The organism is Pedobacter vanadiisoli, assembly GCF_042684385.1.
Classification (GTDB): Bacteria; Bacteroidota; Bacteroidia; order Sphingobacteriales; family Sphingobacteriaceae; genus Pedobacter; species Pedobacter vanadiisoli.
This window is the reverse complement of sequence record NZ_JBHULL010000009.1, coordinates 328,755-354,407: the sequence shown is the minus strand read 5'-3', so window position 1 is coordinate 354,407 and position 25,653 is coordinate 328,755. Positions and strand designations below refer to the sequence as shown.

General features: G+C 40.4%; 10 protein-coding genes. 3 read left to right on the top strand and 7 right to left on the bottom strand.

Going from position 1 to position 25,653, the window contains the following annotated elements; all coding sequences use genetic code 11:
• Positions 1–133 precede the first annotated feature (133 nt).
• The gene (gene htpG, locus ACFSR6_RS12665; RefSeq protein ID WP_379079426.1) at positions 134–2,020 is read left to right on the top strand and encodes a molecular chaperone HtpG; all 1,887 of its coding nucleotides are present in this window, start codon (positions 134–136) and stop codon (positions 2,018–2,020) included.
• Positions 2,021–2,190: 170 nt separating this feature from the next.
• Here htpG and ACFSR6_RS12660 read toward each other — a convergent pair whose 3' ends face one another.
• The gene (locus ACFSR6_RS12660; RefSeq protein WP_379079423.1) at positions 2,191–2,655 is read right to left on the bottom strand and encodes a type I restriction enzyme HsdR N-terminal domain-containing protein; all 465 of its coding nucleotides are present in this window, start codon (positions 2,653–2,655) and stop codon (positions 2,191–2,193) included.
• Positions 2,656–2,677: 22 nt separating this feature from the next.
• Positions 2,678–3,052: a hypothetical protein gene (locus ACFSR6_RS12655; RefSeq protein ID WP_379079420.1), complete on the bottom strand. Its 375-nt coding sequence runs from the start codon at positions 3,050–3,052 to the stop codon at positions 2,678–2,680.
• Positions 3,053–3,418: 366 nt separating this feature from the next.
• Here ACFSR6_RS12655 and ACFSR6_RS12650 point away from each other — a divergent pair, with 366 nt between their 5' ends.
• The gene (locus ACFSR6_RS12650) at positions 3,419–4,162 is read left to right on the top strand and encodes a LytR/AlgR family response regulator transcription factor (RefSeq protein WP_379079417.1); all 744 of its coding nucleotides are present in this window, start codon (positions 3,419–3,421) and stop codon (positions 4,160–4,162) included.
• Between the two features lie 152 nt (positions 4,163–4,314).
• Here the strand turns inward: ACFSR6_RS12650 and ACFSR6_RS12645 are convergent, their stop codons facing one another.
• Positions 4,315–4,467, bottom strand: coding sequence for a hypothetical protein (locus tag ACFSR6_RS12645; RefSeq protein WP_183767802.1), 153 nt, complete (start codon positions 4,465–4,467; stop codon positions 4,315–4,317).
• A gap of 144 nt (positions 4,468–4,611) precedes the next feature.
• On the opposite strand from ACFSR6_RS12645, the gene ACFSR6_RS12640 reads away from it, so the two are divergent.
• A complete protein-coding gene (locus tag ACFSR6_RS12640) occupies positions 4,612–5,727 on the top strand; it encodes a sensor histidine kinase (RefSeq protein WP_379079414.1) in 1,116 nt (371 codons plus the stop codon).
• Here ACFSR6_RS12640 and ACFSR6_RS12635 read toward each other — a convergent pair.
• The 4 genes from ACFSR6_RS12635 to ACFSR6_RS12620 all read right to left on the bottom strand — a co-directional run bounded on the left by ACFSR6_RS12635 (position 5,724) and on the right by ACFSR6_RS12620 (position 25,458).
• On the bottom strand, positions 5,724–8,522 hold the full coding sequence (locus tag ACFSR6_RS12635) for a lantibiotic dehydratase (protein WP_379079411.1): 2,799 nt from the start codon (positions 8,520–8,522) through the stop codon (positions 5,724–5,726). The genes ACFSR6_RS12640 and ACFSR6_RS12635 overlap by 4 nt on opposite strands.
• Before the next feature lie 362 nt (positions 8,523–8,884).
• Entirely contained in the window at positions 8,885–10,885 is a 2,001-nt protein-coding gene (locus tag ACFSR6_RS12630) for an OmpA family protein (RefSeq protein ID WP_379079408.1), read from the bottom strand.
• Between the two features lie 70 nt (positions 10,886–10,955).
• Complete coding sequence (locus ACFSR6_RS12625; RefSeq protein ID WP_379079405.1) at positions 10,956–11,957, bottom strand: PorP/SprF family type IX secretion system membrane protein; 1,002 nt, start codon at positions 11,955–11,957, stop codon at positions 10,956–10,958.
• A gap of 37 nt (positions 11,958–11,994) precedes the next feature.
• A complete protein-coding gene (locus tag ACFSR6_RS12620; RefSeq protein ID WP_379079402.1) occupies positions 11,995–25,458 on the bottom strand; it encodes an Ig-like domain-containing protein in 13,464 nt (4,487 codons plus the stop codon).
• Positions 25,459–25,653: the final 195 nt, after the last annotated feature.

Below are 25,653 nucleotides of genomic sequence, written 5' to 3'. Positions count from 1 at the left end.
GCGATATCTTTATTTGCACTTTCTACCCTCAACCTTATTGCAATTACCTTTTCAAATCTGTCATTTTGGCAAACAAATCCTTTTGGAACAACCCTTGTTATGTCGGATGTAGATTTAAACAATTTATTTACGTATGAGCATACAGGAAAAAGGAAATATCTCGATACATACCGAGAATATCTTCCCGATAATTAAAAAGTTTTTATATTCTGATAACGAAATCTTTCTTCGTGAATTGGTTTCTAACGCAGTAGATGCGGTTCAAAAGATTAAAAGGTTAGCCTCATTAGGTCAGTTTAACGGAGAAGTTGGCGCACCGTTGGTGCAGGTTGCGGTTGATAAGGAGGCCAAAACCATCACGGTTAGTGATAATGGTTTGGGGATGACTGCCGAAGAGATCAAAAAATACATTAACCAGGTTGCATTTTCTGGTGCAAGTGAGTTTGTAGAAAAATTTAAAGATGCGAAAGATGCCAATGAAATCATCGGTAAATTCGGTTTAGGTTTCTATTCGGCCTTTATGGTTGCAGATTTAGTTGAGATTCAAACTTTATCATATCAAGATGGTGCAGAACCTGCACGTTGGGTTTGCGATGGCAGTACCGAATTCGAAATTACAGAAGGCACCAGAACTACACGTGGTACCGACATCATCCTTCATGTAAATAAAGATTCTGAAGAATTTTTAGAAGAAAGCAAACTTCAGGGAATCCTGGATAAATATGCTAAATTCTTGCCTGTTCCGATTAAATTCGGCACCAAAACGGAATCAGTTGAAGATGGCGTTGATGAAGAGGGTAAAGCAAAATATAAGGATGTTGAAGTTGATAACATTATCAATACCACCAACCCGATCTGGACAAAAGCTCCTGCAGATTTGTCAGACGAGGATTACCTGAGTTTTTACCGCGAATTATATCCGTTTAGTGAAGAACCATTATTCTGGATCCACCTTAATGTTGATTATCCGTTCAATTTAACCGGGGTTCTATATTTCCCTAAATTGAAAAACGACTTCGAAATACAGCGTAACAAGATCAAACTTTACTCACGCCAGGTTTTCATAACCGATGAGGTTAAAGATATTGTACCGGAATTTTTAATGCTATTGCACGGTGTAATCGATTCGCCTGATATTCCATTAAACGTATCGCGTAGTTTCCTACAGGCTGACAGCAATGTTAAAAAGATCAATAACTACATTACCAAAAAGGTTGCCGATAAGCTTGCTGAACTTTTTGCAAAAGACCGTAAAGCTTATGAAGACAAATGGAAAGACATTGGTTTATTCGTTAAATACGGTATGATCAGTGAAGAGAAGTTTTACGATAAAGCCAAAGATTTTGCTTTGGTTGGTAACACTAAAAATGAGCTCTTTACGCTTCCTGAATACAAAGAAAAAGTATCTCCTTTACAGACTGATAAAAACGGTACTGTGGTTTATTTATACACCAATGATGCCGCTAAACAGGATGCTTTCATCCAATCGGCCAATAAAAAGGATTATGATGTTCTGGTATTGGATTCGCCTATTGACAACCACTTTATCAATCAGTTAGAGCAAAAACTGGAAAAAACATCGATTAAACGTGTGGATTCAGGTGTTGCCGACAAATTAATTGAAAAAGACGAACAGAATGAGCATGTATTAAGCGAAGAGCAGGTAAAAGAATTAACTGGTATTTTTGAAAAAGCAGTTATCAAACCTGGTATGCATGTAGAAATTGTGGCTTTACACCCTGAAGAATTACCGGTTACCATTACCATGGACGAATTTATGCGTCGGATGAAAGATATGGCTGCAATGGGTAGTGGAATGAGCTTCTATGGCCAAATGCCAGACAACTATAAGGTTGCCATTAACGGAAACCATAAGCTGATAAGTAAAATTTTAAAAGCTGAAGGAGAAGAGCAAAGCAACCTGGCCAAACAAGCTGTAGATTTAGCGCTTTTAGCACAAGGTATGTTAACAGGTGCAGAATTGACAGCTTTTGTAAGCAGAAGTGTAGAACTAATTTAATCAGTAAATCACTTATAATGGTAAAGGGAGAAACCGGATCGGTTTCTCCCTTTTTCTTTTGGCACCGGATATAAAAAAGCCCCGATCAGATCAGGGCTTTTAAGTAATAATTTTCGGAAGTGCTTCGATTAAAATTAATCTTGTTGAGCTTGCCACTAGATTAATGCGGGCTATATTGAAGCAACGTTATGATCTTCGATCATTTTGGCAATGATTGCCGCTTTAGTATCAGTTATTTTAAATTCAAATAATGGTTCCTGATTTTTCTTTGATCTTACCATTTTCTCTGTGTAAAAGCGATATACTAAACCATTGGTTAATAAACCATATTTAGCTTTTGTTTTACGGAAGTATTTCGAAAGACGTGAATCGTGAATATCTAAATTATCATTATGATGTTTACATTCCACAAGAATAGTTGGTTCGCCATCTTTCATAATGGTATAATCAACTTTTTTACTTTTTTTAACCCCAAAATCTAAAACAGCTTCAGATTGAACCTCAGAAGGATCAAATCCTAAGATTTGGATAAAAGGCATAACTAACGCATTCCTTGTTAAATCCTCAGATTGAACTTGTGGAAGCATTTTCTTAATTCTTACGGCAAATTGCCCGATTTCGTCTTTCAATTCCATGTTTTTATCTCTTATTAGGTGGTTAGTTTTTTAAATTGTACTGATTAAATACCGAGTTAGCGGTGATAATAATCTGATCTAAACTTTGCTTATCAAAAAAGTTTCTGTTTAACATATCAACCATGTATGTTAATTTATTGATATCAGCTGCCTGCATTGTAAACTGAAGGCTTTTCATACCATCTTTAATGGCCTGCTGAACGTAGTTGCGTACTACCAGGAAAGATTTTCTAAATGCATAATCGCCCTCCAACTGACCCTTAACAATGCTTTGTCCGTCAAGATTGCTATATTCATTTTGCATTCTTTGGTACATATCCGAGTTGATTCCTTGATTTTTCAGAATCCCCTTGTAGTAGATTTTGTTCAGTAAATATTCGTATTCGTTGTGTTTCATGTGGAGACTTGGTAGGTGTAGGGGAATATTTCTTTGTTTTTCGGTTTTTGTTTTAAGTAAATTTTAACCCAGTATTGTATGGCCTGTTTTTAATTTTATTATATAACAGGCTACACAAAATTGGGCAGGTAGATGTTTTTTTTCAATTAGCAGTTTTCACTTCTAATTATGTGTTTTTGGCAAACAGTATAAAGATTAAGAAAAGAAGTGGTGAGATTAATTTTTTTACATGAACCCCCCAGAATTTTACACGAAACCCCTAAGTTTTTTAGATGAAACGGATTGAAGATTTTTTTTAGCCCATGTGCTAAATCAATTCATTTTTATTTAACTTGCATTCAAATCAAAACAAACCTATTTATACCCATGAATCTAAAATGCGTTGTTATAGACGACGAGCAACACGCAATTGAAGTACTAACTGATCACATTGCAGAAATGCCTGGTTTAACAGTTTTTAAAACTTTTACCAGCCCTGTCCAGGCGCTTACGGAGATAAGTTTAAAAGACGAAATTGATTTATTATTTATGGATATTGATATGCCGGGAATAAATGGATTAGAACTGGCCAAAAATATCAGGGAAAAAGCAAAGTATTTAATTTTTACTACAGCGCATCCGGATTATGCCTTGCAAGCATTTGACGTACAATCGGATCAGTATCTGTTAAAACCCATTTCATTTTCAAAATTTGCAATAGGTATCGACAGGATTTTAAAGAAAGAAGCAAACAGCACAAAAGTTACTCCCAAAGAAGCAGAGCCGGCAGCAGCCCTATATATTAAAGGCGACCATAAATATGCTTTTTCCAATATTGCAATAGACGAAATACTTTACATCAAGGCACTGCAGAACTATATACAGATTATTACCAAATCTGAAACCCATACTACCTATCTTACACTTAAGGAAATTGAAAAGGCTTTAGAAAACCACGCATTTATACGTGTTAATAAATCTAATATTGTTGCCAAGGCTGCAATTAAAAAGGTAGATGGAAATATAATCCGTTTGGTAAATAACGAAATGATACAAATTGGCGAAGGTTATAAAGATACTTTCTTCGCCTATGTACAAAGCAGTTTACTAAAATCCAACAGGAATCAATAATCCTAAAACAGTATAAATCCAGTCGATCAGTATTATTGCATGGCTTTGTTCAGAACTCAGATGAGTTGCTTAATGGTTCTGAACCTTAATATTTTTTATAAACAAAACGCTTATTAGCAAATTTACCCGTAGCTACTGTATTTCTGAATAAACTATATTACATCTACAATGAAGCTTGTCATTACGCTATGACTCATATCGCCTGTTGGACTTGTAGAATAGTTATTTTGAGCTTTAATGTTTTTATAAATAAAAGCAGTTTTTTTAGCAAGTTTAGTTGTGGCAGTTGTATTTTGAGCTTTCATAATGTTGTATATTAACTGTTGTAATTATTTTTGTTATTAATTTTCTGTAAAGATGCATGTCAAAACTAACTACAACCATTTTTTTACACAAACCCCCAGTTTTGGGAGATAAAAACCCCATTTCAATAGATTAAAGGAAAAAAAATGAACTTTTTAAACTTAAAAACATTCTACGAAAAGTACAAGTTTCACCTATTGGTATGGAGTCTTTACATCGTTTATGAAGTATTTATTCTTGGTTTGGTAACCAACAGGTTCAGACAACCTGCCGCTTATTTACTCGTTTACATTGTTAATATTTCTACATTCTATATTTATGGTTTTTTCTTTAAGAAAGCATTAACAACGCTAACGAAATCATTAAAAATATTAAAAATTGTATCTCTGATTACATTAGTAATTTCCGGATATACAGTTTCTACATTTCTACTGATCATTTTGTTTGAAAAAATAGGGCTGCTAACGAAAAGTCCAATAGGATTCTTAGATCGCGAATTTATATTATCTTGTGTTTACAGGTGTATACTCTATATTGGTTATTCTACCGGTTATGTATATATTATTAAATCATTCCAGGATCAAAAAAGATTAGAGGCGCTGGAAAGACAGAATCTTGTTACCCAAATCGAAAAGCAGGCTTTAGAGAATGATTTGGTTCAATCGCAAAACGATTACCTGCGCAGTCAGATCAACCCGCACTTTCTGTTTAATACGTTGAACTTTATTTATAATGATGCCCGCAAAAAGGCGCCAATGGCGGCAGACGCCATCATGAATCTGTCAGAAATGATGCGTTATGCATTAAAACGGCCTGAAGCATCAGAGATGGTTCCTTTGGGTGAAGAAATTGAGCAAATTGAACATCTGATTAACCTCCATAAACTGCGTACCGCTAACACAATTAACCTGGAACTCGAGGTAACGGGTGATATGTTCGGGTTAAGATTTCCGCCGCTTATTTTATTAACGCTAGTGGAAAACATGTTTAAGCATGGAAATGTTTCGCATTCTACTCAACAGGCACTTATTAAAATTGCTTATCAAAAAGACAAACTTAATATCAGCACCATCAACATGATCAATGACAATAAGGGCAGGCAGACGGAAAGCCATCATGTTGGAATTGAGAATATTGCCAAGCGCCTGAGTAGTTTTTATGGCAATGATTATGAATTCAGGCATTACAAAGATCCGCTTAACCGTTATATTACTGAAATAAATGTAACGGCCCTGAATCCATTGGCTAAGTTAAACCGCTAAATTTTCGTAGCATTCTGGCGCTGAATATCTTTTAGCAGAAAATAGTACATGATCATTTCATGAGTCCGCTGATCTTTGCTGAAAAGCCGGTTTACATGCATATGGATTAAATCGGTCAATAGCTTTGGTGCATTTTCCGGACTGCAAAGTTTAAGAATTTTGTTAAACGAACCCGAAAACAGGTCAAAGGCTTTCTGCTGCCCTGCTATTAATGCTGTACTTTCTGTTTTTCGAAACTCTTGATAATGAATATTTAATTGTTTAAAATCGGCTGCATCTAACCGGTGCTCTTCATTAAAACTATCAGACATTAATTTCACAATTTTATTCATGGCAACCTTATCTATGATATTAGATTCGATAATCTTTGAAAACAAAAGGCTACATAATTGATATTTGTTGAAATCATCAGTCTGGGTTTCCAAAAGCGATAATACAAATTCGCTATCAATGGCAAAATGCTGCTCAACCTGTTCGATCATATTACTGCCGTAACGCTCTAACTCACGCTTATAGGTTTTAATCTGCACATCAGACACCAGACCCGAATTTAAGAACAGGTCAAGATCATCCATAAGTTTTGATGTTAATAGCTGTCCGTTTACTGGATCGTTAAGTTGAATCCTAAACCTGATGTGGTTTCCATTTTCATTGTAGCGGATAAAAAACCACGCTTTAATAAGATCTGTATAACCGGATACAAAGGGAGCGATTATTTCTGCCAAAATCTGATCACCACGCTGATGGTGGCAATAAATTTCGAAATACAACCATTCTTTTCCTGGTAAGAAAAATCTTGTTACCTCTTCATTTACGAGTGTTTTAGTCAAACCCCGATAAATTTGTTCATTGTGACCTATGCTTATTACAAACTGCGCTAAATAGGGCTTAGTGGCCTCATCAATCACAATACTGTTTTGAGGCAGTAACATTTCTTCTATGTAAGTACTTCCATTTTTTTGCAGGTACTGCAAAAAAGCACCAATATCATCATCGTTTTGAAGGGCAAAGCACAAGGTTTGATCGGATATACCTGCTTTAAAATATTCGCTAACGCCTAAATTGCTCAGGTACGACCTAAAATTGGCGATAGACAGTGGCTTTTGATCGTTTCCTAAAAGGGCTTCTTTTTTAATTCTCCATTTATTACTGCTTAAAACGATATTTTGATATTGTAGCCTTGGATAATAATCCAGGTCCGGGAAAACGGCATCAAGTTGAAAAGAAAGATTTGCCTGTATGCCCTGATATTGCAAATCGCACAGCAACCGGAATACAGAAAGATCAGAACGTATGTAGTTGTATGCAGAAGCCATTCTTGGTACAAGCCGCTTATTTAATTGCTTAGAGCGAAGAATAATTTCTGTGCCTCGAATTGAAATCTGTATATCGTTTAAGGCGAGTGGCGATGCGGAGGTATCAAAGTTTAAGATGGATAATTGATGCCCATAAATCAGTTTTCGCCTGTTTACATTATCTACATTGGCCTCTACCATGTAAGCCACATCGAAAAACAGTACCTCCGGATTTGACTCTTGTTCTGCAGTTGCAATGTTTTTAGCATATTGTGCTACCTCATCTGCAGCCATAGTAAATCTTCCGTTCAGTGCATTCGATGTTGCTCCCCCCATCTGTTCAATAAAAATCAAATCTTCATGAAGCGACATTACCATGCTAAACGAATTGGGAAGAGGTGCTAATTTCTGATTCGGCTTCAAATCTAGTTTGTTCAGGTAAATAACTTTACCTTTTTCGAAGTTTTGCTCCGTCAGATAGGATTTTAATGCCGTTTTTATATTTTCTACCTCTGCTTTTTTAGGGGGCTTATTATTGAAACGTGTGGTAAACCCGCTGTTTTGACCTGACTGCTCCAACTCATCGTACCCTACCCCCATTTCCGGATCAAGCGCTAATAAAAGCGGTACTTCCTGATCTTCGAATTTCTTCCTAAACCTCGCCTGGAACTGGCTAAGGGCATCACGATCTTTTGCCGGAATTATACTATGCAGTGTATTGATCAAACCTGGAATGGCCTGAAACAAACGTTCATTAATACCACCCGATAAAGCTGTGCGTTGTGCAATAAGATATTTCGGCAGCCTGGCTGCAGCCGTGAGGCCTAAACGTTCAAAATAATCATCACCTATAATATTAGGATCATAGTTGGTAAAAATAAGCTGCAAATCATGCATATCCTGCAGCAAATCAAATAGATTATGGGTTTCAGCATCGCTAAGATTTAATTGTTTTATCAGATCATTAAACCTGACGGGCTTTAAACAGGCTGCCAGTATCTGTTTTACAAAGTCATCCTGATCTAACTCGGCCAGTTCGAAAACACCTTCGGTACAGGCTATATACCGGATACTGTTGGGCGTTAAATAATAACTGCTGTTACTAAATAGGAGGCAATTCTTTTGCAACAGGTCTGCTAAAGGCAATTGAATATTATTTTTGTAAGGCCAATCTATCAGTTCGCGGACCTTTTGAGCCTCTTCAATTACGATTCTGCTTTCAGATGGCTTTATGGCATTATTTAACAAGCTGAAACCAGCAAAAGTGCCATAAGGTGTCGACCGGAATTTTGCACGGTTAAAATATTTCCAGATGGTAAAATAAACCCTAGGGGGAAGATCTTTGAGTTCGCTTGCCTTTACCTCTTTTATGGTTTCATAAAAAGCTGCTGAAGATACAGAAATAGCGCGTTTTAATTCCTCCCAACAATCTACCAGTTCGGATTGATATGAAAATTTAGGTGTTCTAAAAATTATGGTTGGTTGGATATTCAGCTTCATCGCGTTTATATGATAGCCGAAAATTACAAAGATTAATTTAATTATCAGTTCTCAGCTCATAATTGGTGAATCTTAATTCAAGGTTAACCTCAAAATGTAATGGACTTCGTTAGCCTCTTAATTCGTTTTTTGGTCCGTGAGGGCACTGGGGCAAAGGAAGAATTGAGATTAAAAATTTGCTATTGGATTAAAGCTCAAATGCCCTGGTTCGTGCCTCCACTAAGCAACAATTAATTAGCCTCCGTTTTACCGGGATTGCAAACCCGTATTATGAACCAAGGATCTTTTCATTTCATGAAAAAGCCATAAAAAAAGCCATCTTTTTTTAAAAAAAGATGGCTCTCCGGGATGTTAATTGTTTATTATTTTTTGGTCACTTTAAATTCTGTTCTTCTGTTTTTTGCTCTTCCTTCAGGATTATCTTTTTTCTTACGTTTAACGATAATTTCGTTTGGCGCAATCGGCATTGATTCTCCATATCCTTTAGAAGTCATTCTGGAAGCTGCAATTCCCTTGCTTTCTAAATAATCAGTACAAGATTTTGCCCTTCTGTTGGATAGATCCAGGTTATATTCATCTGTACCAATATTATCGGTATGTGAACCTAGTTCTATTTCCATTCCAGGGTTATCTTCCATAATCGGGATCAGAAAATCCAATACCTTTTTAGAAGCTTCGGTGAGTTCGGCACTATTAAATTCGTAATAAACGTTTTCTAAAGTTATTGGGATACCTAATTTGAAAGGACTTAAGCAATAATCTTTATAAATTAAGGTATCTGCCTTCGCCAGTTCTTCATAGGCATAGTTTTTAGTAATTGCAAAATAATTATCTTTTGCAAAGAGCAATTTGATCGGTCTTTTCGAATCTACCTTAAACCTGTAAATACCATCGGTTCCGGTTGTTATTTTCTGAGAACCTTCTGCATTGGTTAGGGTTACATCGGCACCTGCTAATGGTAATTTAGTTTTACAATCGGTTAAAAGTCCTGCTATAGAAAGGTATTCTTTTTTCACTTCAAATACTTCTAAGCAGCATGACGATTCGCGATCAGAACTAATATAACCTTTCGTACCTTTATCATCGGTTGCGGTAAAGTAAAGATCATCTTTTGATGAGTTGAATGGATAACCCAGGTTTTTAGGACTAGACCAATTTACCAGATCACCTTCTGACTCGAAGAAATCAAGACCTCCAAAACCTATTCGGCCGTCAGTACTGAACAATAACTTTTTGGTTAAGGTGTTATAATATGGAGCACGTTCGTCGGCTTCGGTATTAATCTCCGGACCAAAATTTACAGCCTGACCTAATGAACCATCTTCCCTTATGGCACAATACCAAAGATCGAATTTACCATAACCGCCACTTCTATCAGAAGAGAAAAGGAGGAATTTACCATCGCTGGTCACAAAAGGCTGCGATGAATTAAAATCTTTACTGTTCACCTGTAAACCAACAGGTTGTGGATCTGACCATTTATCACCAGTTTTTTTTGAAGAATAAATAGCATATTTTTCTTTATCCTTCCAAGCGGTGAAGTAAACCGTATTTCCATCGGGAGTAAAAGCAGCAGCAGCAGCTTCCATATTTTTAGGAAAGCTGATATCAATTTTTTTAACTGCAATATCTGTTGAAGTTAATCCGCCTTTAGCTACATAAATGCCATTAATAAATGGATTGCTTTTGGTTGATACCTGAACTTCGCCGGCATCTGTTTTAACCATGTCTTTCTTACTCCCTACAGCAACCGGGCGAGATGAAGTAAAATACAACTCGTTATTAATTTTAACAGGAGCATAATTGGATCCTAAACCATTTACATTGCCAGGTACTTTTTTAACCTGTACCATGCGTGGAAAGCGCATTTCATCGATCGCAAATTTGCACGATTCGATTTCCTTTTGGGCATCTTTAGCTAATGCATCACCCAGATTTTTCTGGATAAACTGTTGAAAAGCATCAATAGCCAGGTTAAATTTTTTATTTGCCCTTAAGCTTTCTGCATAATAGTATAATGCCTTTCTATATCGTGTATTGGTAAAGGTTATCGCTATAGCATAATATTTTTCAGCCTCGTTAAACTCCCTGTACAATCTACTTGACTCTGCAAGGTTATAAATCGATCCTTCGTAATCTTCTATCACTTTATCATTAGTTGCCGATTTTCTTTCCATACCATACGGTAAAATGGCCTGGGTACTATCGCCAGTAATTTTTAAGGCTTTTTTATAAAAAGTTGATGCCGCATAATAATCCTTATTTTCGAAATAAGTATCGGCAACCTTTTTATAATTTACCACATACTGCGCGTTTGCAAAACCGCCAAGTGCCACTAACAAAAAGAGTAATATTTTTTTCATCTTTCTAAACTTGTTTCAATGGTTATGAAGCGGTCATGATCATAAAATCATGATCGCTCCATTTGATTAATTATAAACGTGGACAAAAGAAATTCGGACCAATAATTCCGTTACGGCCAATAAGTGATATGGAAAGCTCTAATCCACCGTTACTATTGGAAGCACGATTAAATGTAGAGGTATTTATATCATAGCTTAACCCAAACACCATGTTCTTTAACTGTAAGCCCACAAAGGCAATTGCAGCATCCTTATTACGGTAATTGCCACCAAACAGGATATTTGCTGATGGGTTAACATTAAGCTGTGCATAAGCACCTAAGGAAACTTCGTTTGTATTGCCCTGGTACATGAACAATGCATTGGGTACAATATCCAATAAATCTGAGGCTTTGATACGTGCTCCCCCATGTGCGGTAAAACGGATAGGAATACGCGAGTTTGAGCCTGAAAAACGATCCATCGGCCGTGTTAAGTGCGCTGCACTTGCTCCCAAGAAAACATTTACACTTTTGTTAGGGTTACCATCAAAAAACATTACGCCTGCGTTTACATCAGGAACCAAAGAGGACTGGGATGAAAGTGTTTCGCCGCTCATCATACCGCCATCATAGCCTGAAATTGGATTAAACTGGTTACCAAACCTGGCTTGAGAGAAATCGAAACTGCGGTTAATTACACCGGCCTGTAATCCAAAGCTTACCATCTGCAAACCTTCGGCACCAAACCTTAAACGGTACGAGCCCGATACCAGGGCCGACAGGTAATTAAAATCAAGCTCTCCGGCCCTCTGGTTTAAAACGGTTGCACCAAATGCGAAGTTCTTTTTAGGAGCCATATCGAAAGATGCACCACCCGTTAAGAAAGAGCTATTAAGCGCGCTCCATTGTTGTTTAAAGTTTACAGTTGCACGGTAATCGCCATCTATTACTCCCGTCAGGGCCGGGTTAAGATACAATGGGTTTGCATAATATTGTGAAAAATGCGGATCAGTTTGTGCGAAGGACTTTGCTGTACACAGCAGCAATCCTAGCACTGCAACATATATTTTTAAAGCCGATAATATTTTCATGGTCTTTGTTTTTATCTGTTTATTATTAATCCTCTTCTTATCTAATCAGCGTTACAGTACCTTTTCTCAATGATGTTGTTCCATTGGTGAATGTAATATCGACCATGTAAACATAAACCCCAATCGGTTGATTTACACCTTTGAAGGTTCCATCCCATCCATTTGCGACATTATCTGATTGGAATATCAATTGACCCCATTGTGTGTAAATACTCATTTTCGCACTTGCTATGGTATTACCATAGATTAGGAAGACATCGTTTTTACCGTCGTTATTCGGAGTAAATGCATTTGGTATGTAAACCTGATCTCCAAAAGGATTTGCAGCCTTGCCAGTTACCGGGTTAGAATTTGCACTGGTTTGACACTCAATCTGACCTCTGGCCCTTACAATGATGGTTACACTTTGATCTGGTTTTAAACCGGTAACCAAATGGCTTGTTCCGGTTGATCCGCTTGTTGGATTAACCCAGGTTAAACCATTGTCTAAAGAAACCTCGTATGCCGTAGCACCTGCAACCGCAGCCCATGCAAAGTTTACACTGTTTGGTGTTGTGTTTTGCACCACCACTACTGGTTTTTCCAGTACTGGCAATACATTAACGGTAACACTTGTTCTTGTCGGACTAGCACAACCTCCAACGGCTATTGCCTCTACATAATAGATGGTGGTAGCAGTTAAGTTTGGTGTAGTAAAGGTTATACCTTCGGCCAATACTGCCCCGCCTGAGCTTGCAGCATACCATCTGTATACTAATCCTGTTACCGGATTATTTACAGTTAATATGGTTGAACTACCAGCACAAAGTGTTCCATTTGCCGCTGTTACCGATGCCGGTGCAACTGGTACAGGTAATGCAGTTACATTTACCGGTGTTCTGGATGACGATGTACAAGTTCCGTTTGCACCTTCAACATAGTAGGTGATGTTTGCATTAACTGCAGGTGTTGTAAAGTTTACACCCGTTCCGGCTAATGTTCCACCTGCTGATGCCGTGTACCAATTGTAAGTTACACCTGTTTGAGGGTTTGTAACAGTTAATACAGCTGAACTGCCTGTACAAACACTAACTGATGATGAGGCCACTGTTGGTACCGTTGGTTTCGCATTAACAGTAACCGTTACTTTAACACGGCCACCATTGTTGTTACAACCTCCGGTTCCGATTGCTAAAACGTAGTAATCTGTTGTTGCCGCTAAAGCTGTTACATTGAATGTAGTGCCTGTGAATAATAAATTACCACCAACTGCTGCATTGTACCATTCGTAGGTAACACCTGCCTGTGCATTGGTTACGGTTAGGGTAGCACCATCTCCTGCACATATGCCTCCGTTTGGAACAGACACTACAGGGTTGTTTGGTGCTGCACTTACGGTAACGGCTACTGCCCTTGCATTTGCTGCCGTGTTTTCACATTTATTATCCCCTTTAACGGTTACATAATAAGTTGTACTGGCAGTTAATACTGGTGTGGTAAACACTGAACCTGTAAATACTACTGTGTTTAAAGAAGCATCGCTATACCAGGTAAATATTGGATTGGTAACCGTTGTGCTTGTTGCAGCCAAAGTTGCAGCCGTACTTGCACAAACTGAAGTTGATCCATTTACTGTAATATCTGTTGCAACAGCATTTGGATTAACCGTTACGGTTACTGTTTTTGCATTTGCTGCTGTGTTTTCACACCTGTTGGCACCTTTAACGGTTACATAATAAGTTTTGGTAGCCGTTAATACAGGAGTAGTAAATATTGGTCCGGTAAAGGCAACACTTGTTAATGAAGCATCATTGTACCAGGTAAATATCGGACTGGTTACTGTTGTCGAGCTTGCACTGATTACTGCTGTTCCAGAGCCACATATCCTGGCAGGGGTTGATAATGTTATATCGGCAGCGGTTGCACCTGTATTTACATTAACGGTAACTACTTTCGCATTTGCTGCTGAACTCTCACATCTGTTATCGCCTTTTACGGTTAGGTAATATTTAGTTGCTGCATTTAATGCCGGTGTGTTAAACGTTGCTCCCGTAAATACTGGTGTTGTTAAAGCAGCATCGCTGTACCAGGTAAATATTGGATTAGTTACTGTTGTGGTAGTGGCCACTAAGCTGGCTGACGAGCCTGCACAAATGGTTGCATCTGCGGCAGTAACATCAGTTGCCGAAGCTACCGGGTTAACAACAATATTAACAGATTTGGCCGTTGCCGCGCTGTTTTCACATTTGTTATCGCCTTTTACAGTTACATAATAAGTAGTGTTTGCGGCTAATGTTGGCGTGGTAAATACTGCACCTACAAAAGCTACATCAGTTAAAGTTGCATTGGTATACCAGGTAAATACCGGATTGGTAACTGTTGTGCTGCTTGCTGTTAATACGGCTTTAGATCCTCCGCAAACACTGGTTGAACCGCTTACCACAATATCAGCTGCAACTGCTACTGGGTTAACCTTAATGGTAACACTTGCTGCATTTGCGGCACTGTTTTCACATTTGTTAGCACCTTTTACAGTTACATAATAAGTGGTGGTAGTGGTTAGTACCGGTGTGGTAAATATTGGTCCGGTAAAGGCCACACTGGTTAATGAAGCATCGTTGTACCAGGTAAATATCGGACTGGTTACTGTTGTTGAGCTTGCATTGATTACCGCTGTACCCGATCCGCATACTATTGTAGGTGTAGATAAGGTAATATCTGCAGCTGTTGCACCTTGATTAACGTTTACAGTTACCACTTTGGCAGTAATACCTGAGTTTTCACATTTATTATCGCCTTTAACTGTAACATAATATTTAGTTGTTGCCGTTAATACCGGGGTAACAAATGATGCGCCGACATAAGCAACCGAAGTTAAAGCAGCGTCGTTGTACCAGGTAAATGTTGGGTTGGTTACCGTTGTTGTACTTGCCACCAGGGTAGTACCAGATCCAGAGCAGATTGTTGCATCAGCAGCCGTGATATCAGAAGCTGTAGCAACCGGGCTTACCGTAATGGTGATCACCCTTGCCGTACCAGGCGCATTCTCACATTTATTGTCGCCTTTAACCGTTACATAATAAGTAGTAGTTGTATTTAAAGGCGGCGTAGTAAACGTAGCGCCAACGAAACTTACATTGGTTAAAGCCGCATCACTGTACCAGGTAAATACCGGATTGGTTACTGTTACCGAAGTTGCACTTAATACTGCCGATGAGCCTGCGCAAGCAGTTGTGCTTCCGTTAAGAATAATATCGGTAGTGGTAGCCAATGGATTAACTATTACGGTTACAGCTTTAGCATCGGCTGCAGCATTTTCGCATTTATTGGTTCCTTTAACACTTACATAATAAGTGGTCGTAGCGGTTAAGCCAGCTATGGTAAAGGTTGGTCCGGTAAATACCACGTTGGTTAATGAAGCATCGCTGTACCAGGTAAATACTGGTTGTGTTACCGTGGTACTCGAGGCCATTAACATTACGGTAGAGCCTGAACAGATTTGGGCGTTGCTTACTGCAATGTCTGCAGCAGTAGCAAAATCCTTAACGGTTACGGTAACTGCTTTAGCGTTAGCAGCTGAATTTTCACATTTGTTATCACCCCTAACGGTTACATAATAAGTTGTACTTGCATTCAGTACTGGTGTAGTAAAGTTTGCTCCTACGTAAGCTACAGTTGTTAAAGCAGCATTACTGTACCAGGTAAACACCGGATTAATTACCGTCGTTGTTGAGGCAGATAATGCTGCCGTTGATCCTTTACAGATTGAAGTGTTTCCGCTTGCAGTAATGTCAGCATCAGTAGCAGCAGGATTAACTGTAATGGTAATCGATTTTGCAGTAGCTGGCGTATTTTCGCATTTATTATCGCCTTTAACCGTTACATAATAAGTGGTTGTAGCATTAAGTGTTGGCGTAACAAAGCTAGCTCCGGTAAATGCTACCGTTGTTAAAGCGGCATCACTATACCAGGTAAATACCGGGTTGGTTACAGTTGTACTTGTTGCAGTTAAAGTAACTGAGGAACCGCCGCACACTGTACTTGTTCCAGCTAAATTGATATCAGATGGGCCTGCAACAGGGTTTACTGTAATGGTAACCTCTTTTGCATTACCTGCCGTGTTAGCGCATTTATTTGTTCCGCCAACAGTAACATAATATTTGGTGGTGGCTGTAATTGCTGGTGTAGTAAACACTGCTCCAACATAAGCCACCTGTGTTAAAGCTGCATCACTGTACCAGGTAAATACCGGACTGGTTACCGTGGTGCTGGCTGCAGTAAGTACTGCCGTACCAGAAGCACATAGTGAAGTTGTTCCGGTTACCGTTAAATCAGTAGGTAATGCCGATGGATTAACCGTAATTGAAACCTTGGTACGGGTTGAGCTTGAACAGGCTGCTCCACTTACGGCTTCTACATAATAATCGTAGGTTCCTGCTGCAAGTGTTGCAGGCGTATTAAAGCTGCTGTTATTGGTTACCAACATATTTCCACCTGTGGCCGCATCATACCAGTTGTAAGTAATGCCAGCAACTGCCTGTACACTCAAGGTAGCCGATGTACCTATACAAGTAGTAGCCGGATTAGTAGTTGACGGAATTGGTGCTACTGCCGGAGGCAATACGGTTACTGTTACTTTAGTACCTAAAGTTTCACAGCCATTAGCTGTTGCAGTTACCGAATAAACATAGGTTCCGGCAGCTAAAGTTGGATCGGTTGTGAAAGTTGCCCCGTCTTTTCCTGTTTGATAAGTTGTACCCAGGTACCATTTGTACACTACACCTGCCTGTGGATTCTGAACATTTAAGGTTGCTGATGATCCTTGACAAGCACTTGCTGTAGCGGCGCTAACTGTAGGCGCTGTGATTACCCTTTGTGCATAATCGAAATTAACTGAGGTTAGTGCTCCGAGTAAACCCGAGTTCAACCTCAATTCTACTCCATCAAACCTGCTGGTCGGTACGAAAGTTAATATAGCCGATGTTCCACCGCTTAATAGTTTTAAACTAATTAATGGGTTAGATACAGAAACTGCATCGTTATTGCTGGTTGTTCCCTGGAAAGTGGTTACTGTTAAGTTAGGTAGTACAGCTACCGAAAGCAATGTACCCGGAGTAGTAATTTTTACTCTTAAGGTATCGCCTACATTCGATAATCCAGTAAAACCAACCTGGTGATAAACAGATGCACCTAATAAGCCAACCGGGATAACCAGGCTAGATCCTGTGTTGATGTCGTTATCAACCGCAAAAGAAGGGTTGTACACGCCGGCCAATACTGCTACACCTGTTACACCGCTTGCAACTGTTGTTGTAGCCGCTCCACAAGGGGTAGGTATCGGGCCACCATTAGGAATTACCGTTACAGTTACGGTTGCCCTGCTCGTTGCAGTACATCCGCCTGGTATGGTAGCCTCTACATAATAAGTAGTTGTACTGCTTAATTGTGGCGTTACATAGGTTTCGCCAGTGTATACCGGAACTGTTCCGTTGGCAGTAGTGTACCAGTTAATGGTTGCTCCCGCTGTACTCGAAGTTGCTTTTAATACAGCAACAGAACCTTCACTAATGGTTATTGATGGTGGTGTAATTACCGGAACATCAATGGTTCCAAGTACAATTTTACCTTCAGTTCTGGTTGATGATGTACCACAGCTGTTTACCGCAGCCACAAAATAACTTCTGTCTGCCGTAATTAACGGTGTAGTAAAGTTATCACCGGTAAATAATACAGTAGTTGAGGTTGCGGTATCGTACCAGTTATAAGTGGTACCAGCAACCGGATTTTTAACCTGGAAGGTAACCGATGTGTTAGGGCAGGTATTAACCGATGCCGAAAGTAAATCAGGCGTTACCGGAGCAGGATTTGTAGTCACATTTACTACTGTTTTGTAGCTTACACAACCCGTTGCTGAAACTGCAGCCACATAGAATTTAGTATCGCCTGTTAAAACCGGAGTAGTAAATATAACACCGTCTTTACCGCTTAGGTAAGTACCGCTTGCATCATACCACCTGTAAGTTAAACCTGCTGATGGATTGCTCACCTGCAGCTGTGCAGTAGAACCTACACAAGAGGTAACATTGGCAGCCGTTACTGTTGGCGCCATTAAAATACGTTGTGCGTAATTTAAGTTAATCGAAGTTAAAGCGCCCAATAAACCTGAGTTTAACCTAACCTCTACCCCATCGAAAACATTCGTTGGAACAAAAGTGATTAAGGCCTGTGTATTGCCGCTTAATAATTGGATATTAATTAAGTTATCGTTTAACAGGTGCGAATCGCCATTACTGTTGCTTCCAACATAAGTAGTAACTGCAGCGTTACCCAATAACGCAAGTGATAATAATTTTCCTGGTGATGATACCAATACACGTACGGTATCGCCTACTTTAGATAACGATCCAAAACCGACTCTTTGATAAACCGATGCACCAAGTGCCCCAACTGGCATTACCAATGAAGATGCAGTTTGTGTATCGTTATCAATCGCCAAGGTAGGGTTAAACACACCCGATAATAAAGCTACACCTGTAACCCCATTTACCTGTGTTGTTGCCGCCTCGCAAGGAACCGGATTAGGAGAACCGTTGCCATCAACTGTTATCGTAATCTGTACCCGGCTTGCTGATGCACAACCATTTGTAGAAACTGACTCTACATAATATGTAGTAGTGGCCAACAACGGTGGAGTAACATAAGTTGCACCTACATAAACCGGTGTAGTTGAAGTATTAGAAGTGTACCAGTTAAAAGTGTTGGTTGGATCTGCAGAACTGGCAGTTAAAATGGCTGTTTGACCAGCACTTACAGTTGATGAACTCGCAGTTACCACAGGTAAAGCCGGACGAGGATTTACTGATACCGCTGCTGCAGCACGTGCAGTACTTGTACAGTTACCTTGCGATGCCTCCACATAGTAAGTAGTAGCTGCTGTTAACGCCGGGGTTTGGAATACCGCCCCGGTAAATACTAAATTACCAGCAGTTGCGGCATCGTACCATTTGTATGTTACTGCCGGATCAGGGTTGGCAACCGATAAAGTTGCTGATGACCCCTCACAAACATTGGCAATTGTTGCCAGTACCGGTGTTGGTAATGCCGGGGTAACCGTTACAGTAACCGGAACTCTTGTTGTGTTCGGGCAACCTGCTTTGCTTACCTGGATATAATAAGTTGTGGTGGCGGTTAAAGCTGGTGTAGTAAATGTTTCGCCGGTGGCCAACTGCGTACCACCAGTTGCAGCATCGTACCAGGCCAATGTTGTACCACCATTTGCTGTTGCGGTTAAAGTCGCTGTGCTTCCGGCACAGATGGTCTGTGCACCCGCTGTTATCGTTGGATTAGGATAAACTACTGTTGCACCGTAAATATCTAAGCTGGTTAAAGCGGTAACTAAGGCTCCGAAACTAACCTGTACCCTATCGTAAGCACCACCCGCTAGTATAGTGGCAGTGAAACGGTTACCCGATAACAACCGCAGATTTAATAGCCCACCGTTTAATTGTACTGTTTTTACAACCGTAGTACCATTTAATATGGTAACCGTTACATTGTTTAATAGACCAACATCTGCCAAACCGGTTGGTAATGCCAAGTCTAAACGAAGACTATCCGTAGCTGTTCCAGCATTAGGGAAAATTAATTGTTGGTAACCAGATCCGGTTACACCTACTGCAAGAGATATTCTGGTAAAGTTAGTAGGATCGGCATCAGTAGAATTTCCTGGGCCGGTTATACCGCACAATAAACAAATTCCGTTTATACCAGAGTTTTGCGAATTTGCAGCGTTACAGGCAGTACCACCATTGTTATTTAATACGGTTACGGTTACTGGTACTCTACTTGCACTTTTGCAACCATTTGCATTGGTGGTTTCTACATAATAGGTAGTAGTTGCGTTAAGCACAGGGGTCGTAAATGAAGTACCGGTTCCTACCTGTGTTCCGCCTGTAGCAGCATCGTACCATTGAATGGTATTTCCGGCATCAGCTGTTGCCAATAAAGTGGTAGACTGACCGGCATTAATTACCTGGTTGTTGGTGGTTACCGTTGCCGCTGTAGCTGGCGGGTTAACCGAAACATTAACTGCAGTTCTTGAACTTACTGCAGTTCCTGATACCGCCTCAACATAATATACTGTTGGAGCAGTTACTGCAGGTGTTACAAAAACACCTGTATTATTGGTAGCCAATGGTGTACTTCCGGTAGAAGCATACCAGTTGTAAGTTACTCCGGCCTGTAAATTGCTAACGCTTAATGTAGCCGGACTTCCGGCGCACACTGTAGCTGCAGCAACCACTGGTGCATCAACCGTTACGGTTAAGCTATAGGCTGTTGTGGCTTTGTTTCCGTTTGCATCTGTTGCAGTTAAAGAGATCGTAAAAGTTCCACCTAAAGTTGGTGTTCCTGTAATTTCCCTTGTGGCTGTATTAAAACTTAATCCCGGAGGAAGGTTTGTAGCCAAATAAGTATATGGTGCTGTTCCGCCTGTTACCGCTGGTAAAGTTTGTGTTGGGTAAGGGGTACCTACTGTGCCGTTTGGTAAAGTTGCACCAGGTAATGATAGTACACCTATTACTTTAAGTGCATAAGTATTACTTGCTGTTCTGCCTTCACTATCGGTAGCAGTTACGCCGATCGAATAATTTCCGGCCTGCGTAGGTGTTCCTGAAACTTGTCTCGTTGCCGGATCAAAAGTTAATCCCGGCGGAAGGTTGCTGGCAACATAGGTATAAGGTCCAACACCACCGGTGGCCGAAGGCAGGGTTTGGGTAGCGTAAACTGTTCCTTCTGTTCCATCAGGTAAAGTTGCTGTTGGCAACAATAAAGGATCAACCACTACGATTGTATAGTTACTGGTTGTCGTTTTTCCATCGGCATCAGTAACGGTTACCGGTACTGTGAAAGTTCCGGATTGTGTAGGTGTTCCGGTAATTGCTCTTGTTGCCGGATCGAAGGTTAAACCCGGAGGAAGACCGGTTGCAGCATAAGTATAAGGTGCTGAACCACCTGTTGCAGATGGAATAGTTTGAGTAGGATAAACTGTACCGGTAATTCCATTAGCTAAAGTGGCTGCTGGTAAAACCAATGGATCAGTTACTTTAAGCGTATAATTAGAAGTAATGGTATTGCCATTGGCATCAGTTACCGTAACCGGAATTGTAAAGGTTCCGGTTTGAGTTGGCGTACCTGTGATTTCTCTCGTTGCCGGATTAAAAGTTAATCCTGGAGGAACACCTGTAGCCGTGTAAGTATATGGTCCGGTTCCGCCTGTTGCGGCTGGAATTCCGTTTGTAGTATAAGCTGTACCTGTTACACCGTTAGGTAATGCTCCCGGAGTGAGTGCCAATGCAGGTGTTACAGTTAAAGTAAATGTTGCTGTGGTAGTACAACCTTTTGTATCAGTTACTACAACATCGAATGTTGGGTTACCTGTTGCAGTTGGTGTTCCGCTTACCAGGCCACTTGCCGATAGGCTTAAACCAGCTGGCAAGGTACTACCAGCAGCTAAGGCATAGGTATAACCTGGCGTTCCGCCGGTAGCTACCGGTAACTGTTTGCTGTATGGAGAGGCAATTGTTGCATTGGTCAACGTAGTACCCGCAAATACAATTGCCGGATTAACAGTAATCACTACCGGAACCCTGGTTGTATTTGAGCAGGTTCCTTTAGTTACCTGAACATAATAAGTAGTTGTTGTGGTTAATGCCGGAGTAGTGAAGTTTGCTCCAGTTCCAACCTGTGTTCCACCTGTTGGCGCATCGAACCAGGCTAAAGTTGTACCACCATTTGCCGTTGCACTTAATGTTGCAGTGCTACCCGAACAAATAGATTGTGCACCTGATATAAATGTTGGATTAGGATAAACTACTGTTGCTCCATAAATATCTAAGCTGGTTAAAGCCGAAACCAGTGCCCCAAAGCTCACCTGAACCCTATCATAAGCTCCTCCTGCTAAAACAGTTGCAGCAAAACGATTTCCGGATAAAAGTTGAAGACTTAATAACCCGCCGTTTAATTGTACCGTTTTTACAACTGTAGTACCATTTAATACCGTAACGGTTACATTATTTAAAAGGCCAACATCGGCTAAACCCGTTGGTAAAGCTAAATCTAAGCGAATGCTATCAGTAGCTGTTCCAACAGATGGAAAAATTAACTGTTGGTAACCGGTTGCGGCAACACCTACAGCCAGAGAAATCCTGGTGAAGTTGTTGGCATCAGCATCAGTTGAATTACCTGCACCACTTATACCACAAAGTAGACAGATACCATTAATACCGGTATTCTGACTATTAGCCGCATTACAAGCTGTAGCACCGCCACCGTTAATTACGGTTACTGTTACCGGCACACGACTTGCACTTTTACAGCCATTGCTGCTTGTAGTTTCAATATAATAAGTTTTGGTTGCCGTTAAAGCTGGTGTAGTGAACGAAGTTCCTGTTCCAACCTGCGTTCCGGCAGTTGGCGCATCAAACCAGGCTATGGTATTTCCTGCGTCAGCAGTAGCAGTTAAAGTTGCGCTTTGTCCGGAGTTGATGACCTGGTTATTGGTGGTAACCGTTGCTAAAGTGGCAGGTGGGTTAACTGAAACTGTAACCGATGTTCTTGAACTAACTGCCGTTCCGGAAACAGCTTCTACATAAAATACAGTTGCCGAATTTACAACAGGTGTTACAAAAGTACCATTATTGCCGGTTACTAATGGGGTGCTTCCGGTTGAGGCATACCAATTATAAGTTACGCCGGCCTGAAGGTTACTTACTGTTAAAGTAGCAGAACTTCCACTACATACTGTAGCCGAAGCCACAACAGGTGCATTTACAGTTATGGTTATGGCATAAGCGGTAGTTGCTTTATTATTATTGGCATCTGTAGCTGTTACAGAAATATTATAGTTGCCACCCTGTGTTGGTGTACCTGAAATTTCTCTTGTTGTTGGATTAAAAGACAATCCCGGAGGAAGGTTCGTAGCTACATAGGTATAAGGTGCGGTACCACCTGTTACAGCAGGCAATGTTTGCGGTAAGTATGAAGAACCAACCACTCCGTTAGGTAAAGTTTTTGTAGGTAAAGTTAAGGTACCATTTACCTTAACAGCATAAGTATTACTTGCTGTTTTACCTTGACTATCAGTAACCGTAACACCGATTGCATAATTACCAGCCTGAGTTGGCGTACCTGTAACCTCTCTTGTAGCCGGGTTAAAAGATAATCCCGGAGGAAGATCTGTTGCCACATAAGTATATGGTCCGACACCGCCTGTAGCAGCTGGCAACACTTGTGTGGCATAAGCCACGCCCTCTGTTCCATCCGGCAAGGTTGCTGCCGGAAGTACCAACGGATTATTTATTGTAATACTATAGTTTGTAGTTGCAGTTTTTCCATCAGCATCGGTTACAGTAACCGGAACAGTATATGTTCCAGGTGTTGTTGGTGTACCGGTAATGGCCCTGGTTGATGGATTAAAAGTTAAACCTGGAGGAAGACCTGTTGCTGAATAGGTATAAGGTGTTGTTCCGCCAGTTGCACTTGGAATAACCTGCGCAGGATAAGCTGTTCCAACTGTACCATCAGCTAAGGTGGCTGTTGGCAATATAAATGGATCAGTAATTTTAATCGAATAACTCGCAACAATGGTGTTTCCATTAGCATCAACAACTGTAACCGGAATCGAATATATTCCAGGTTGTGTTGGCGTTCCGGTAATTTCTCTTGTTGCCGGGTTAAACGTTAAGCCCGGAGGCACCCCCGTTGCACTGTAAGTATATGGTCCTGTTCCACCGGTAGCGGCAGGAATAGTCTGTGTAGGATAAGCCGTTCCGGTTATACCATCAGGTAATGTGCCTGGAACAAACACCAGTGAAGCTGTAACCGTTAAATTATAGGTTGCAGTTGCTTTACAGCCTTTACTGTCAGTAGCCACTACATCAAATGTCGAATTACCACTTACCGTTGGTGTTCCTGTAATTGCACCAGTTGATGATAGCGTTAAACCAGCTGGTAGTGTACTGCCTGCGGCTACAGCATAAGTATAACCCGCTGTTCCACCTGTGGCTGCATCCAATTGTTTAGAATAAGCAAAGCCTGGTGTAGCATTCGGTAAAGTTGCCCCATTAAAAATAATTTGTGGGTTTACGGTAATTGTAACAGGAATCCTTGTTGATTCTGCCGTACAGCCAAGCCTTCTGGCAGCAACATAATAAGTTTTGTTAGCGGTTAATGGTGGGGTTGTAAAGGTGCCGTCAAAAGCAACAGTTTGTAAGGCCGTTCCTCCTTCAATTGCATCATACCACCTTAATTCGTTAGTAGAAGGCGTAGTTGCATTTAAAGCTACTGTACTGTTATAACATGCAGAAATTGCAGTACTTGCTGGTGTTGGCCTGCCAGCTGACCGGATTACGCCATAAACATTTAAGGTTTGGGTAAGATTTAAGTTTACCACCGAACCCAGTGTTACCTTCACCCTGTCGTACACCACATTGGCACCTGGAGAAAAAGGTATAGATACCGGTTGCCCGCTATTCAATAAGCCAAGCAGGTCTAGATTTAGCACAGTCGGAACCGATCCGGTATACACCTGGGTACCGCCATTGTATGCTGTTATTGATATATTTTGTAAAAGCCCGGCCGTTAATAACGCAGGAGAAGAGCTGATTCTCAGGTTAATATCATCGCCAGGATTTGATGGTGTTGCAAAATAAAAATTTTGGCTAATGGATGCGCCCACGCCAAGTACACCTAAACTGAGTTGAGAATAATTATTTGGATCTGAATCAATTGCCCTTTCACTATTAGTTACACCCGAACTACCCAATTGTAATGCATCGAGTGTAATACCGGTTCCTTCATAGCCGGTAGTAAACGCCTGCGCGCAGGGGTCGGTACCTGAAGTATAAAACGAGTAATAAACCTTAGTGCTATTGGAAACTGAAAGCAGAAGCGCATTGGTTACGTCTTTTATAAACACCCTGTCGTAAGCCTGTGTTGGGGTTATTTCAATGTAAAAGAAACCGTTTGCATCTTTTACCAGCCGTAAATAATCTGAAGAAAAGCCATCAACACTATTTCCACCTGTTGGGGGTACTGCTGTAGCGCCGTTTCTGGCACCAACCTGGAACGAATGGTTCCCCAGAACTACCGTTCCGCCCACATTAGCCAGTAAAGTACCTAAGCTACCGCCCAGTAGCCTGTTCAGGATATCTCCATCAAAGTCTATCCTGATATAAGAAGTAACTCCAGCAGCAACCGGGGCCGGATATTTTAGTTCCAGTTCGCCGCTATACGATCCTATACCAACAGCAACTCCGCCATACGAATTAACCGATGCAAAGGTATTGTCGTTCAATGTTGCATTGGTTGCATTGGTTACGTGATCTGACTTGGTAACTGTATTTGCAAAAATTTTAGTTTGCGAATACGATTTAGCGGAGAAGAGCGTTAATACAATGATGATGGCAACACAAGTATTGCGAATTATCCCATTTAGGGACGAAAAAGTATGAGTTTTCATCATGTCAGGCGTTATTTTAGGAGACATACTATGCGCTAATGCTGCTGTTAGGTAAATGTTTGGCAGTGCATTATATAATGACAAATCTAAATCTAGAATGGCATCCTATCCTATCCATTGCTATTCATTTTTATTCATTCTGTTTCATTCATTTTATTCATACGAGGCTTTCTTCGTGAATAGATTTCCTCAATTGTG